The sequence below is a fragment of the Catonella sp. genome, assembly GCF_052169795.1.
GTDB lineage: Bacteria > Bacillota > Clostridia > Lachnospirales > Lachnospiraceae > Catonella.
On record NZ_JBQNBU010000054.1, the window covers coordinates 1 to 14,410 of the forward strand.

Annotated in this window: 16 protein-coding genes and 1 tRNA gene; 13 read left to right on the forward strand and 4 right to left on the reverse strand. The window is 37.8% G+C overall.

Translation table 11 applies throughout. The features are described 5' to 3' along the window. On the forward strand, nt 1-452 hold a 452-nt coding region (locus tag ACTTKP_RS08490; RefSeq protein ID WP_442553468.1), incomplete at its 5' end, for a hypothetical protein. A gap of 92 nt (nt 453-544) precedes the next feature. Here the strand turns inward: ACTTKP_RS08490 and ACTTKP_RS08495 are convergent. Next, nucleotides 545-615 (reverse strand) — tRNA-Trp (locus tag ACTTKP_RS08495). A 178-nt stretch (nt 616-793) separates the two neighbouring features. On the opposite strand from ACTTKP_RS08495, the gene ACTTKP_RS08500 reads away from it, so the two are divergent. From ACTTKP_RS08500 to ACTTKP_RS08510, 3 genes are read left to right on the forward strand one after another with little or no spacing between them, the layout of a single operon-like run. Continuing rightward, nucleotides 794-937 carry a hypothetical protein gene (locus ACTTKP_RS08500; RefSeq protein WP_442553469.1) on the forward strand — a complete coding sequence of 48 codons (144 nt, stop codon included), beginning with the start codon at nt 794-796 and terminating at the stop codon, nt 935-937. A 4-nt stretch (nt 938-941) separates the two neighbouring features. Further along, on the forward strand, nt 942-2,321 hold the full coding sequence (locus tag ACTTKP_RS08505) for a tetratricopeptide repeat protein (RefSeq protein ID WP_442553470.1): 1,380 nt from the start codon (nt 942-944) through the stop codon (nt 2,319-2,321). Next, a complete protein-coding gene (locus ACTTKP_RS08510; RefSeq protein WP_442553471.1) occupies nt 2,322-2,756 on the forward strand; it encodes a dUTP diphosphatase in 435 nt (144 codons plus the stop codon). Between the two features lie 2 nt (nt 2,757-2,758). On the opposite strand, the gene ACTTKP_RS08515 is transcribed toward ACTTKP_RS08510, so the two are convergent. After that, on the reverse strand, nt 2,759-3,109 hold the full coding sequence (locus ACTTKP_RS08515) for a helix-turn-helix domain-containing protein (RefSeq protein WP_442553472.1): 351 nt from the start codon (nt 3,107-3,109) through the stop codon (nt 2,759-2,761). A 127-nt stretch (nt 3,110-3,236) separates the two neighbouring features. On the opposite strand from ACTTKP_RS08515, the gene ACTTKP_RS08520 reads away from it, so the two are divergent. The 9 genes from ACTTKP_RS08520 (at nt 3,237) to ACTTKP_RS08560 (ending at nt 13,325) form a co-directional block, all read left to right on the forward strand. Beyond that, nucleotides 3,237-4,706 (forward strand): ATP-binding protein, encoded by a 1,470-nt coding sequence (locus tag ACTTKP_RS08520; RefSeq protein ID WP_442553473.1) that lies wholly within the window; start codon nt 3,237-3,239, stop codon nt 4,704-4,706. 13 nt (nt 4,707-4,719) lie between these two features. Continuing rightward, nucleotides 4,720-5,775, forward strand: a complete 1,056-nt coding sequence (locus ACTTKP_RS08525) for an HD domain-containing phosphohydrolase (RefSeq protein ID WP_442553474.1) — start codon at nt 4,720-4,722, stop codon at nt 5,773-5,775. A 1-nt stretch (nt 5,776) separates the two neighbouring features. Beyond that, nucleotides 5,777-7,135: an ATP-binding protein gene (locus ACTTKP_RS08530; RefSeq protein WP_442553475.1), complete on the forward strand. Its 1,359-nt coding sequence runs from the start codon at nt 5,777-5,779 to the stop codon at nt 7,133-7,135. A gap of 13 nt (nt 7,136-7,148) precedes the next feature. Next, nucleotides 7,149-7,541: a response regulator gene (locus tag ACTTKP_RS08535; RefSeq protein ID WP_442553476.1), complete on the forward strand. Its 393-nt coding sequence runs from the start codon at nt 7,149-7,151 to the stop codon at nt 7,539-7,541. Nucleotides 7,542-7,629: 88 nt separating this feature from the next. Beyond that, nucleotides 7,630-8,787 (forward strand): CobW family GTP-binding protein, encoded by a 1,158-nt coding sequence (locus ACTTKP_RS08540; protein WP_442553477.1) that lies wholly within the window; start codon nt 7,630-7,632, stop codon nt 8,785-8,787. 20 nt (nt 8,788-8,807) lie between these two features. Beyond that, nucleotides 8,808-9,758, forward strand: coding sequence for a TIGR03943 family putative permease subunit (locus ACTTKP_RS08545; RefSeq protein ID WP_442553478.1), 951 nt, complete (start codon nt 8,808-8,810; stop codon nt 9,756-9,758). A 197-nt stretch (nt 9,759-9,955) separates the two neighbouring features. Beyond that, nucleotides 9,956-12,079 carry a hypothetical protein gene (locus ACTTKP_RS08550; protein WP_442553479.1) on the forward strand — a complete coding sequence of 708 codons (2,124 nt, stop codon included), beginning with the start codon at nt 9,956-9,958 and terminating at the stop codon, nt 12,077-12,079. A gap of 212 nt (nt 12,080-12,291) precedes the next feature. Next, nucleotides 12,292-12,807 carry a hypothetical protein gene (locus ACTTKP_RS08555; RefSeq protein ID WP_442553480.1) on the forward strand — a complete coding sequence of 172 codons (516 nt, stop codon included), beginning with the start codon at nt 12,292-12,294 and terminating at the stop codon, nt 12,805-12,807. A gap of 41 nt (nt 12,808-12,848) precedes the next feature. Next, on the forward strand, nt 12,849-13,325 hold the full coding sequence (locus ACTTKP_RS08560; protein WP_442553481.1) for a hypothetical protein: 477 nt from the start codon (nt 12,849-12,851) through the stop codon (nt 13,323-13,325). Here ACTTKP_RS08560 and ACTTKP_RS08565 read toward each other — a convergent pair. Together ACTTKP_RS08565 and ACTTKP_RS08570 are read right to left on the reverse strand one after the other, a co-directional pair. Further along, on the reverse strand, nt 13,312-13,734 hold the full coding sequence (locus ACTTKP_RS08565; RefSeq protein WP_442553482.1) for a DUF2442 domain-containing protein: 423 nt from the start codon (nt 13,732-13,734) through the stop codon (nt 13,312-13,314). The two genes, ACTTKP_RS08560 and ACTTKP_RS08565, sit on opposite strands and share 14 nt — an antisense overlap. 28 nt (nt 13,735-13,762) lie before the next feature. Next, entirely contained in the window at nt 13,763-14,014 is a 252-nt protein-coding gene (locus ACTTKP_RS08570) for a DUF4160 domain-containing protein (protein ID WP_442553483.1), read from the reverse strand. Nucleotides 14,015-14,410: the final 396 nt, after the last annotated feature.

Genomic DNA, 14,410 nt, shown 5'->3' on the forward strand with positions numbered 1-14,410 from the left:
ACATAGAGGGTTACAGACCGGAGAGGAATCAGATTAAACATCGCTCCGAAACATTAGATGTGCTCTACGAGGTAGAAGGCGACAAAAGGTTCAGAGAAATCCGAGAGAAGATTGAATCAGATGAAAAAGAAGGGAGGAAGTCAGATATGTGTGAATACTTGGACGCACTGGAAGCAAGAGGAATAGAGAAGGGAATAGAGCAAGGTATAGAACAAGGAATAGAGCGAGGAATAGAGCAAGGAATAGAGCGAGGTATAGAGCAAGGAATAGAGCAAGGAATAGAGCGGGGAATAGAGAAGGGAATAGAACAAGGTATAGAGAAGGGTATCATCCTATCTTTAAAAAGGTTGATGACAAATCTAAAACTAACTCTAGAGCAGGCACTTGATGCACTGGAAATTTCAGAACAAGATAAGCCGCAATATAGAGCAATGATAAATAATACAAAGTGATACAATCTGGAAGGTGGAAAAAGATTCAGAGAAATCAGAGAGAAGATTGAATCAGATGAAAAAGAGGAAGCATTTCTGCTTCCTCGAAAGTACAGGGGATGAGGGAATCGAACCCCCGCTAAAGGTTTTGGAGACCCTTGTCATACCATTTGACCAATCCCCTAGACAACGAATAAAGTATACACGAAGATATAGAGAATGTCAAGTATGAAAATGTGTGGCGTAATACCAAAAGAGAATAATTATTGATTATAATTGAATAAGCCTAAAAAATGTGGTATGATTTTAATGCAGAAATTTGTATTTCATGCCACTTTTATTATGCTTTGAAGGGAGATAGTATGTTGGATTTTGATAAAGAACTTGAAAAATTTCAGCCAAGCCTCGAGGTTGAAGAGGTAGAGGATGTCGTAAGGCATAATGATATGTCGGATGTGGCTGACCTTATTAAAGAATTACTTAGAGAAACAGGGGAGATGAGGTAATAATATGCAGTGCCCTTATTGTAATACAAAACTTACAGCCGGAAACATTTGCGAAAAATGCGGTAGTGATATACAAATATTTAAAAAGCTTTATATGATTTCGAATAGATGTTATAATGACGGACTTGAGAAAGCAAAGGCGGGAGATCTTTCGGGAGCTGTAATAAGCCTTGAAAACAGCCTTAAAATTAATAAAAAAAATACCAATGCAAGGAATCTCTTGGGACTTATTTACAGTGAGATGGGGGAGATTGCACAAGCTTTAAGCGAATGGATAATAAGTGGACATTTTCAGCCTGAAGATAATCTTGCGATAAGTTACCTGTCATATTTTCAAAATAATCTGGCAAGGCTTGACGGTGCGGAAAAGGTAGTTAAAAAATATAATGCCTCATTAAAGCTTGCAAAAGCAGGCACATATGATCTTGCAATCATACAGTTGAAAAAACTGATTTCATTAAATGGAAGGCATATAAAAGGGTTGCAGCTTTTAGCACTTTTAAGTATTAAGACGGGAAATCAGATTCAGGCTAAAAAATACTTAAAAATGCTGCTTAAAGTGGATATAGCAAACCCGACAGCTATTTTTTATCTTAATGAAATTCAGGGTACAGATGCCGGTGAAGACAGGACGGAGGATGTGGCGGCAGATAAACTGGTGCTTAATGCAAGGGAATCTTTTGCACCTGCAAGTGCCTACAGGGATAATAAGCATGGAATACTTCCTTGGATTAACCTCCTGGTTGGAATAGTATTTGGAATGGCATTTTTTATGATAGCAATAGTACCCGGAATAAGGGCTAAGTCTATTGAAAATAAAAATGCGGAAATAGTAAGCCTGAGTGAGACTATGGCAAAGACTAATGCTGAATTTGATTCGCTAAAAAGTGAAAATGAAGAACTGAAAAAACGAACAGGAATGCTTGAATCCAAGAATAAACAACTTTCAGAAAATACTAAGAAAACTGAAACTAATGACTATGGCTCTTTGGCAGAGGCAGCAGCCTATTTTGTTATGGATGATAAGGCAAAAGCGGCAGAGGTATTATTGGGAGTGAATAAGGCAACAATCACCAATAAAAATATGCTGAATCTGTACAACCAGCTTTCTACAAAAGTATTTGAGGAACAGTCTAAGAAGCTCTTCCAAGAGGGATTTGGAGCATATAACAGAGGAAAATTTGAAGATGCCCTAAAGATATTTGAGACTTCGATTAAGATGAATCCTCTTAATGTGGATTCAATTTATTTTACGGGAAGATGTTATGACAGGCTCGCCGATAAAACAAAGGCAGCCGAGTGGTATAATAAGGTCATAAATGAACATAGCAACACTCAGAGGGCGGTAGAAGCAAGAAGAAGGCTTAGAGCATTAGGAGTATAAATGGAAACAATAAAGATTAAATATTTTACGGATGAGATAGAAAAACTCTGTTACATAGCGGGTAATTCAGACTGGATAGACCTTAGAGTAGCAGAAAATGTGACTATGAAAAAGGGAGAATTCAGACTGATAAGGCTTGGAGTTGCAATGGAGTTGCCGGAGGGTTATGAGGCTCATGTAGTGCCGAGAAGTTCTACATATAAAAATTTCGGACTTATACAGACTAATCATATGGGAGTAATAGATGAAAGCTATAAAGGAGATGCTGATGAATGGAAGTGGCCGGCCCTTGCAATGAGAGATACAGAGGTACATGTAGGTGACAGGCTCTGCCAGTTCCGTATAATGAAGCATCAGCCTAAGATAAATTTCCTTGAAGTAACTTCCCTTGAAAATGAAGACAGGGGAGGTTTTGGGACGAGCGGCACCAATTAAAGCTATTTACACCCCTTCTTATTTTCCTGCTTATCAAGGAGAAAATCCGCATAGTCTCTTATGGAAGCTGCACTTTCCGGCATAAGCTGCTGATATACCAAGAAGAAATCAACTATTTCCTTGTCCAGTATTTCACCGCCTATAGGAAGGGCAGAATCAGATATGCCGAGTAAATAATCACAGGTAACATCGAATTCTTTGGACAGAGCTATAAGCTTGTCAAAAGAAGGTTCGTTCCTGTTGGATTCATAATTTGAAATCGCAGTAGGTTTCAGACCTAACATCTTGGCGAGTTCACCCTGAGTAAGTCCATGCTTTTGGCGGAGCTGTTTAAGTCTTAAGTGAAAATTCATTAACTACCTCCTATATGGGGAAATTGTAAAACAACATGATATTAATATATAATTTTATCTGTAAAATGTCAAATGAAAAAGTGTATGATTGTATGCACTTTCACAAAATGTGTATGGGAGGTGGAATATGTATGTTGATATGGAACTTTTTAATATTCTCAAAGAGGAATGTCTTGAACTGGTGTTTGTATTCGATTTGGCAGGAGACTTTATGGACTGCTCAAATAAGGCTAAGGAAAGTTTAGGCTGTCTGCAGGGAGAGCTGACCGGCAGCTTCAGTGATATATTTCCGAATCTTGTTTTAGAAGAAACTTCAGCATTTGAAAATGTTGAAACAGATATTTATAGAAAGAACAAAACATGCTTTCCGGCAGATGTAAAAATAATGAAATTTGGAGAGCAGGGATATGTAGTATTTGCAATCGACCAAACAGAAAACAAAAATATGGCAAGGGAGCTTGCGGCGTGTAAAGAAGAATTAAAATCCGAATTAAAGTATAAAACAGAATTTGTATCCAATATTACCCATGAACTTAGGACTCCGGTAAATGGTATCCAGGGCATGGCTAAGAACCTTTTTAATACGGAGCTTAATTCCTACCAACTTGAAACTGTAGGCATAATAGAAAACTGCTGTGTAAATATGTCTAAGATAATAAATGATCTTTTAGATTTTTCAAAGATGGAATCTGACAAGCTGGTACTTGAAAATAAGGCATTTTCATTTAGGGAGTTTTTAAATAATGTAATGGCATTTAATGTAACCTTAGTAAATGAAAAAGGCTTGAAACTCCTTGTACATGTAGGCGATGACATACCTAAGTACCTGATAGGCGATGAACTTAGGCTCACTCAGATATTTAACAACCTCCTAAGTAATGCAATTAAATTTACTACAATAGGTCATATAGCGGTAGAGGCTTCGCTGATTCGTGAAGAGGATGATTTTGTGGAACTCTTCTTTATGGTGGTGGATACCGGCATAGGTATAGCCAAGGAAAATATGGACAAGCTGTTTAAGAAATTTTCACAGGTAGATGCCTCTACTACAAGGCGGTTTGGAGGTACAGGTTTGGGACTTTCCATAACTAAGAAGCTTGTAGAACTTATGGGGGGAGGCATTAAGGTTGAAAGCGAAGCAGGCAAGGGCAGTTCGTTTTCGTTCAATGTAATATTGAAAAAGAGTGAAAGTGCAGGAGAGACTACAGGAGTAGAATTGCCGAACGGTAACTTCATCTATGAAGGAAGCGGACAGTATACGGAATCTGAAGAAGAATCCAGATATGCAGGAGACGGAGCTAAGGGTTGGAAGCTTACGGCAAATTCGGACAGTGTCTATCAGTTTGGAACGAGTGAGAATATAAGGGAGATTAATTCGGCACTTGAAAAGCTTTTCATCTGTATCGAACTTGAAAACTGGGAAAAGGCGGAGAATTTTGCCGGTGTTATAAAAAATCTTATATCGGATGACGAATCTGAACAGAGGCTTAAAAAAGAAGCCTTCAGGCTGGAACTTATTATTCGCCGAGGGGATCATGATAAGGCAATAGCCCAGTTTAATTTATTAAAGAGTAAACTTGCGGAAATTGGCTTTTAAAGGGTAGAAAGATATGAAAACAAATATTCTTATTATTGATGATGTGCTTACAAGCCTTGCGGTAATGTCTGATATAGTAAAAGATGCAGGGTTTATAGCAAGGCCTGTACAGAATGTGAAACAGGCTATGGAGGCTATAAAGGCATTGCCTCCGGATCTTATTTTGTCCGATATATCCATGCCGGATATAGACGGTTACGAATTTTGTGAAATGTTAAAGGCAAATCCGAAGACGGCGGACATACCTGTAATCTTTGTATCGGCTATGGGAGATGCCGATTCGAGAAAAAAAGGATATAATGTAGGTGCAGTAGACTTTATAGTGAAACCTTTTGATTTTGATGAAGTAAAGCTTAGAATAAATACTCAGATTAAAAATCTCGTTATGCAGAGGGAACTTGAAGAGTATAATAAAAGGTTACACAGGATGATGAATTCCCAGATAGCAAAGATTACCGATGACCAGAGATATCTTATATATGGACTTGTAAGGCTTGCAGAATCAAGAGAAGACCCTACAGGAACCCATATGTTGAATGTGTCTGCAAATTCAGCTTTTTTAGCACAAAGTCTTCAGCTTTCGCCTGAATATGAAAAATATATAAGCAATAACTTTATTGAAGACATAGGACTTGCAGCACCTCTCCATGACATAGGTACACTTGCGATAAGCGACAGGATTCTGCTTAAAAAAGGTAAGCTTAATTCGGATGAAATGACGGTAATGAAGACACATGCCGAGATAGGAGCAAGGACTTTGACAGAAGTATATAGTCATAATGAATTTAGCCGCTACCTCGGTATGGCAATTGACATAGCCTATTACCATCATGAAAAATGGGACGGTACAGGTTATCCTAAGGGGCTTAAGGAAAAAGGTATACCGATTTCAGCAAGAATCTTTTCTTTGATAGATGTATATGATACACTTACAAGGGACAAATGCTACAGAGATGCCTACACACATGAAGAGGCACTTGAGATAATTAAGTTGGAATCCGGAAAAAGTTTTGATCCAAGTATAGTAGATATATTTTTTAAGATACAGAGCGGGATAAGGAGGAATTGATTTGGGAGTAGCAAAAAAAGAACCTATTATTGAAATGTTTGTAACTGAAGCGGGAGATTCCATCAGCGCCTTTGATAAGTACAGGCTGAGTGCTGAGCAGGCAGGAGATTTTGGCAGGGAACTTATAGCGGAGCTTGCCAAACTCGTAAGGATAATCCGAAGAGATGCGAGTATGCTCCTCTTTGACGGTATAGCACAGGTGAGCGGAACACTCGAAAAGCTTTTAGACTGCTATAGGGATGTGAGGGCGGAAAAGCCTGAATTTGAGCCTTTTAATGAGGTGCTTACTGCTTATTCGGAGTTCATACATAATGAGCTTTATAAGCTTACACATAATGAAAAGGTAAATGGTGATAACAGCGAGATTATGGAGCTGATAAGCCAAATGGATACAGGAGTGGTGGGTTTTAATAAGCTTCCTACGGCTGCACCGGCAGAAAGAAAACAGTATTACATACCTAGCAGGCCTGAAAGCGATGCAGCCTTAGTCTCTCCTAAAAGGGGAGTATTTGACGGACTTTTGATGGATGAGAATAAAAAGAGCGAAGACGGCTTAAATAAGCCTAAGACTCCTGCAGAAATCCTGAGTTCGCTTAAGAACAGGCTCATCAGCTTCGATATTACCGATGATAAGATGGAAGAAATCAGGAAGTTAAGTGTAAGGCTTGAACATATAATGGATGAACTTAAGGCTGCCGGGAAGGCAGCGGAACTTGATGAAATTGACCATTTGGCACAGGGGATTAAGGCTTGGGTTATGGATGCAAGGATGATGGACTTTTCATCGGTAGCCTCTAAGGCAAAGCTTGCTGCCAAAGACCTCTTAAAACATACAGGCAAAAAGGCTGAGTTTGAAATAATAGGGCTTGAAGATGAAGAAACTGCTCTTTATATAGAAAAATACAAGACAGGCAATCTTTCAAAGGCACTGACCCATCTTATACGAAATGCCGTAGACCATGGTATAGAAACACCTATAGCCAGAGTGAAAAAAGGCAAGGAAGAAGAGGGGCATATAAGGGTTGAATTTATGAAGTCAGATAAATTCAAAGGTATAGAAATTCATTTTTCAGATGACGGAGCGGGCATCAATCCGGACAAGATACTTAAGGCGGCTGAGATGAAGGGAATCCTCCTTAATCCTAAGGAAACCTACAGTATGGAAGACATACTTAAGATACCGTTTATGGCAGGATTTACCACCAGAAAGACTATAGGTGATTATTCAGGACGAGGAGTGGGGCTTGATCAGGTAGCACATCTGATAGAAGAAATAAATGGAAGAGTCATACTTAAAAGCGAAGAAGGAAAAGGGACAGAGGTGGATATAGAGCTTCCGTTTGACCATATTTCCGAATAATAAGGAGGATGAAATGAGAATTTTACTGGCCGAAGACGATTATGCCAGCAGAAAGTTTGGGATAAGTTTTTTAAGCAAATATGGAGAAGTAGATGCTACAGTGGATGGAGAAGAAGCCGTTGCCGCCTTTGAGTTTGCGGCAGAGGATGGAGAATACTATGATTTAATCTGCTTAGATATAATGATGCCGGGGACTGACGGCATAGAAGCACTGTATAGAATAAGAGAATCTGAAAAAAGGCTTCAACTGTCGGCAGATAAATGCCCTAAGATAATTATGGTTTCCGCTCTTAGCGACCTCAACTATGTAGATGGAGCCTTTGAACTTGGCTGTGACGGCTATGCCAACAAGCCTCTTGATACAGACAAGTTTGAAGATGTGCTTAAAAAGTTGGGACTGGTATAAGTTGCAATTGAAAATTTGATGTGTTAATATAAGTCTTGCTCAGTTAGTTTTATATAACCGGCTGAAATAGACGAAAGGAAGAAGAAAGATGACAAAGATAGATATAATTTCAGGGTTTTTAGGAGCAGGAAAGACCACCCTGATTAAAAAGCTTATTAAGGAAGCGTTGTCGGGAGAAAAGCTTGTGCTTATTGAAAATGAATTTGGAGAAATAGGCATAGACGGAGGTTTCCTTAAGGAGGCGGGCATCGAAATTACAGAGATGAACTCCGGCTGTATCTGCTGTACCTTAGTAGGAGATTTCGGTACAGCCTTAAGAGATGTAATAGCAAAATATGAGCCTGACAGGATAATAATAGAGCCTTCGGGAGTGGGCAAGCTGTCAGATGTAATTAAGGCAGTTGCTGATGTAGAAAAAGATTTTGAAAATGTAGAATTAAACAGTTTTATTGCGGTAGCGGATGCCGGCAAGGCTACAATGTACATGAAAAACTTTGGTGAATTTTTTAACGATCAGATAGAAAATGCCCATACTGTAGTCCTAAGCCGTACCGCTAAGACCTCCGAATCTAAGCTTACCAAGGCGGTAGCTGCCATAAAAGAACTTAATAATAAGGCAGTCATAGTTACTACAGACTGGGACAGCCTCACAGGTAAGCAGCTCCTTGATGCTATGGAAGGAGCAAGGGATGAGGTTAAAGACGCCTTATTTACAAAAGAAGAATTAGAAGCCTGCGAGCATCATCACGAGCATGAGCATGAAGAAGGGCATGAATGCTGCCACGGTCATCATCATGAGCATGAAGAAGAGCACGAATGCTGCTGCGGTCATCACCACGAGCATCATCATGAGCATGAAGAGGAGCACGAATGCTGCTGCGGTCATCACCACGAGCATCACCATCATGAGCATGAAGAAGGGCATGAATGCTGTTGCCGTCATCACCACGGTCACCATCACCACCATGCAGATGAGGTCTTTGACAGCTGGGGAATTACTACTCCTAAGCATTTTACAAAAGAAGACCTTGAAAAGATTTTAGATACATTAGCTTGGGGCAACGGTCTCGGCATCATCCTTCGTGCAAAGGGCATAGTACAGTCTGAAGGAGCTGATTGGCTGGAATTTGACCTTACTCCGGGAGAATTTGAAGTAAGGAGCGGTAGTCCGGATGTTACGGGCAAACTCTGTGTAATAGGCTCTAGGCTTAAAAAAGAAGCAATTAAAGAACTTTTTGAGGTATAATAAGACTGTAAGGAGAAACTATGGCTTATGAAAAAGATATACCTGTCTATATGTTTACAGGTATGCTTGAGAGTGGAAAAACAGCCTTCTTAAGGGATACCCTTGAGGGGGGAGAGTTTGAAGACGGCAATATCTCCCTTTTTATAATGTGTGAAGAAGGAGAGGTGGAGCTTTCTGAAAAACTTTTAAAGAGAAATAAAATCTCTACAGTTGTAGTAGAAGATAAGGAAGAGATAACTGAGGAATTTCTTAAAAAACTTGAAAAAGAATACAATCCGGACAGGGTAATTATTGAAAATAACGGAATGTGGATTCCACAGGAAATTATTGACGAGTTTCCCGAGAACTGGATGCTTGTACAATGTATCAATCTGATAGACGGCTCTACCTTTGAAAACTACCTGCAAAATATGGGAAGTTTTCTTATGGAGCAGGTAAAGCCGGCAGACCTTGTTGTATTTAACAGAGTTACAGACACAGAACTCAGGGGAGGCTATAGAAGAAGGATTAAGGCTCTTAACAGAAAGGCTCAGATTCTTTATGAGGATGAAAAGGGCAACCTTGATGATGCCTACATAGAAAGCCTGCCCTTTGATACAGATACGGCTGTAATAGAGCTTGAGGATGATGATTTTGGACTTTGGTACTTAGATGCTATGGAGCATCCCGAAAAATACAAAGGCAAGACCATTAAGTTTAGAGGGCTTGTCTACAGGGATAAGAACTTCCCTGCGGATAAGCTGGTTCCGGGGCGGTTTGCAATGACCTGTTGTGCAGCAGATGTACAGTTCATAGGCTTTGTCTGCCATGCTCCCAATGCCTCCGAGTTTAACCAAAAGGACTGGGTACATATAGAGGCTGAGGCGAGGTACGAATACTGTAAGGACTACAAAGGAAAGGGAATTGTGCTTTATGCTAAGGAGTCTCTAAAGAGGGCTGAGGCGGGTGAGCAGTTGGTGTATTTTACCTAAACAGCTTTCTTTATGTCATCATTTTTGCGGTAGTATGTCACGATTATGGCAGAAACCTTACAATTTTTGTTTTTTGCGAAAACTTGGCAAAAATGCTTGACAAATCAAGGGTGGGGGATTAGAATAACCTCAGTTATATTAAAAACTATTGCCTATTTATTTAGGTAACATTTATTCAAAATTTAGGAGGAATGAAAATGAGAAAGAAACATTTTGCGGGCGTGCTTATGCTTACTGCAGCAGTAGCCCTCGGCACAGTAAGTCCTGTAGTTATGCCTGGTACAGCTATAGAGGTAAAGGCAGAGACGAATTATGAATTTAATGCAGGCGAAAGTGCTGCTTATACTGGCATGGTAGCTTCAGTTTCAGGAGATAGAGAACTTACACTTACCAAAGATGGTATTAAAAATGTAATAACAACTAATGTACATTATGTAGGTTTTGGAGCAACTGTATCTAAAGCTATTGAAGATGCTGTAAAGTCTAAGAGAACAATTAAAACCGGTTCAGAAGATAATAAGATTATGGTGGATGTTCCTGAAAATTTAGGTGCTACAGTTGTTCTTGCTATTGTTAAAGATGGTACAGTGAAAGCTGAAACACCTAATACTGTTATTGGTGGTAGTGTAGATAGTATAGAAGGTAAAGAACAAGCTAAGCCAGATACTGCGGATGTTAAAGCACCTGAAACTTACCAGATAGCTGGAGCTGGTCTCCAATGGCGTGAAAAAGGAAAGACAGAGTGGAACGAGGTAGATTCTAATAATAGTTTCCCACATAAAGGAACTGTGGGTCTAGGAACAGTTAAGGAATTTGAAGTTAGAAAAAAACATACAGCTAATCTCTTTGCTTCTCCGGTTCATACAGTTAAGTTGATAAATCAGAGGAGAGTTACTCTGCCTGAGCTTATAAGTGGATTAAAGTTTACACTTTCTGAGAAAGCTGATACACTTATGGTAGATGGCTATAAGAGTTTTGAAGATGAAAAGCTTTCAGCAGATATTAAGTATAAGGTAACAGCTGCAGATGAGGCTGTTGCTACTGCTCTTGCTGACAAAATAACAGGTTTTTCAGATACTGATAAGAACATTAAGATTGAGGCAACAAATGGACAGCCAGATGCTAAAATAAAGCTTGTTTGTGAAAAGACAACTGTTCCTACAGGAGTACAGGTAAAAGACAAGTATCAGATTAAGATAACAAACTACGATAAGAATGCAGACTATTATTTATATAAAAATGCTCTTGATCCAAAAGCAAAGCCTGCTGAAGTAAAAGAAGTAAAGGAAGGCAATGATACAGTTCATGTTATAGATGTAATGGATCATACAGGTGGTAGTGAGGCTGCTGATAAAAACTATAAAATTAAGGCTATTCTTAAAGATAAGGCTGTAACTGTAAAATCAACTGGTGAAGGAAAAGTTGTTCTTCCGGCAGAATCAGCTGTTATAGAAGTTAAAGCAGTTGATACCTCTATGGATGACAAAAAGTTCTATGGTATCAAGGTTACAACAGATAATGATAAAGCTACTCTTAAGATTGATGCTGCTTCAATAGGTAGTGCAAAAGATGAGGTTACTTATGAGTATGCAGGACAGACAGGAAAGCTTATGGCTTCTACTCCTGCAAGCCTTAGCTTGCGTCCAGGTAAGCTTACAATTAAGGTTAAGGGCAACGAAGCTCTTACAAAGACAATTAACTTTAATATGGTTTCAGATAGAGATGGTCAGCCATTTGAAGCACAGTATCGTACACCTGGAGACTTCCTTAATAGAATTGGTGATAAGACCAAGTATCTTATTAGAAAGAAAGGTGATACTACAGCTCCTGTAAGCTTAAAAGATTTTGTATTTGCTAAAGAAACAGCTTATGAAGTTTCTCCTGCAACAGCTGAGATTACAGCTTCAGTTACAGATAAAGCAATAAATCATGCTGATTTTAATAAGGCATATTTACTTCCTGGTTCAGTAATCGTTACAATTACAGAGAGAGCATCTTCAGCTGAGGGTAACAAGGCTGCAGCTTATGTTCCTAGCACACCTCTTACAATAAAGAAGGAAGAGCCTAAGAAAGAGGAGCCAAAGAAGGAAGAGCCTAAGAAGGACGAAACAAAGAAGACAGAAGAGAAGAAGACTGAAGAGAAGAAGACTGAAGAGAATAAGACAGAAGACAAGAAGACAGAAGACAAGAAAGCAACAAAGAAGAAAAAAGCTAAAAAAGCTAAAAAGGCTAAAAAGTCTACAAAGAAGACCAAAAAAGCTAAAAAAGCTGTTAAGAAGACAGCTAAAAAGGCTAAAAAGTCTACAAAGAAAACTAAATAATATAGCTTACTAATTGTAGCTATCAACACCCCGACAGGAAACTGTCGGGGTGTTTTTGGTGTACCTTGCCGTACATTTCCAAAGATTGAAAGTCCCTAAATTGAAGTCCGATAACTACTCAATTTGTATGAGGCAGGGCTTCAGTAGCTTGACAAACTGTGCTGTTTTTTGATATATTATGAAGAAATAATTGTTTTAATAAGGTAAAGCTTATGCACGATTTAAAAAATAATGTGGATTGTTTGGATGATTTGTTTCCTGCGGTATTAAAGAATAAGTTATTAAGGAAAGAATTAACATTTCCGGAAGGAATTAGCTATCATTATGATAAAATAAAAGCTTATAGATGTATTAGGCGTAATAAGGATGATTTTACACCGGTGGGTAGAGAAGATTTTCGCTCTAATATTGAAGTATCTATGTCAGATGGAGTTGTTATTAAGAAAAAGCGAGGACAGAAAATAGACCCGAATGATATTAGCTATTATGGAACTTCTTTATTTCAGGACAGGAGTAAATTAAAAAATGCAATGAAGTTGCCACGCCCCTCTCAAAAAATATGTGTAGGTTATGTATATGAAGAGGGTGGTCCTCAATTAACCAACGAAGGAAATGGACATATAAATTGGTGGCTATATGAAAATGTAGATTTGAGTAATTTTGTTATTGAAGAAGAGACAGAAAAGGATATAAATTTGAGTAATATTGATATTGTAGAAGAAATATAATCAAGATGATTGGTGAAGTATATTGAGAATTGTGGTGAAATATGGATAAAGAATTATGTTTTAGGATAGATTCCGTAGACTTAATACTTTCAGAGGTATTGGTAGATTTTGATGGAATACCGGTTTATTTTATTTGTGAAGATGAAAAAGGCCAGTATTATGTAGTTTTATCTACAGATATTGATAATGATAAGTATATTATAGTGAAAACTGATGTTGATAAGCTGTATAATCTTCTTACAGGAAAGCTGACAATGAGAGAGATAATAACTTCGGAGCAGAACTTTTGGGAGATTGAAGCTGCAGAAAATGTCGAACATGATGTCTGTGTAAATAAAGAAATGTCAGAAGTAGATACAGATATTCTTCCATATACGGACTCATATTTCGATATTGTTACGAAGGAACAAAAGGAGTATTTGGAAAAAATAAAAAAGATGAAATTCTCATCTATTGAATGGGAAAAAATTAGTGTTTCTTCAGATTTGAGAGAAATCCCACTTTTTAGGCATTTTTAGACTTTATTGATATGGAATCTCCATCAAAGAAAAGGCAGGCTTCTTTATTGTTCTCACTAAATCCCATTGTTTCAATCCAAGAAAGAGGAAGGGTAATTTTAGTGCCCATTCGTCCTTGCCCATTACGGTTGAAATGGATATTACTTATTTTTTCAGCAGTCTGAACCACTTCCCCCATCTCCCATAATTCCCATTCGGTAACATCTATCTCATCATTCCAACATACTGCACAGCCCCCACAGTCAACCTTTGCCTGTTTGAAAAGATAAGGATTATTTTCCAGTTCTTTGAATGGTTCATAGTAAGACATAGCTTTTTTAACATCATATATTTTGCGTATGCCATTTGTAAAAAGTACATCAAGCTTCAAATCATCAAGAGGTTTAACTTCTTTTACTTTTATATTCATTACAATCCTCCTGTAAAGGCTGTCCCCCTTATTCAAGGGGCGGCAGCTTTTGTAATTGTTTTTTATTCCACATTTCCATTAGTTCAGCTTTGTAATTGCCTGCCCATTCAACTATTAGTGATTGAGCTTTTTTAGAAAGGTCACCTTCAAGCATTTTTAGAGTTTCAATTTCAAAAATACCATTATGTTCATCATATACAGCGTGGAAATGTGGTGGATTGTGTTCTCTTAGAAAAAATATTTTAATGACAATTCCATAAAACCTTGTAATTTCAGGCATAGTATCAACTCCTTTCTATAAGGATATTATAGAATAGTCGTACGACTATGTCAATAGAAAAGTTCGGATATTAATTTGATAACACATCATCAAAAGCCTCAATAGTTTCTTTGTCAAGATAATTATTTAATGTTTCAAAAAATTTAATTTTCCTATTTTGCTTTGCTTTTTCTGTTTTAACAGTACCTATGTATTTATCGTAACAATCTAATATATAATTATAATATTAAAATATATTGCAATTCGAACTTGATGGTGTTATTATTCAATTATTACAGTATTTTATTATTCATTCCAACTTATTAGTGTAATATTTTGTACTTATGCTCTAAATAAGTTGGATTAATCTGTTTTATTAAATCTTGAGATAATTATTCTAAATTTCTCATTTATTTC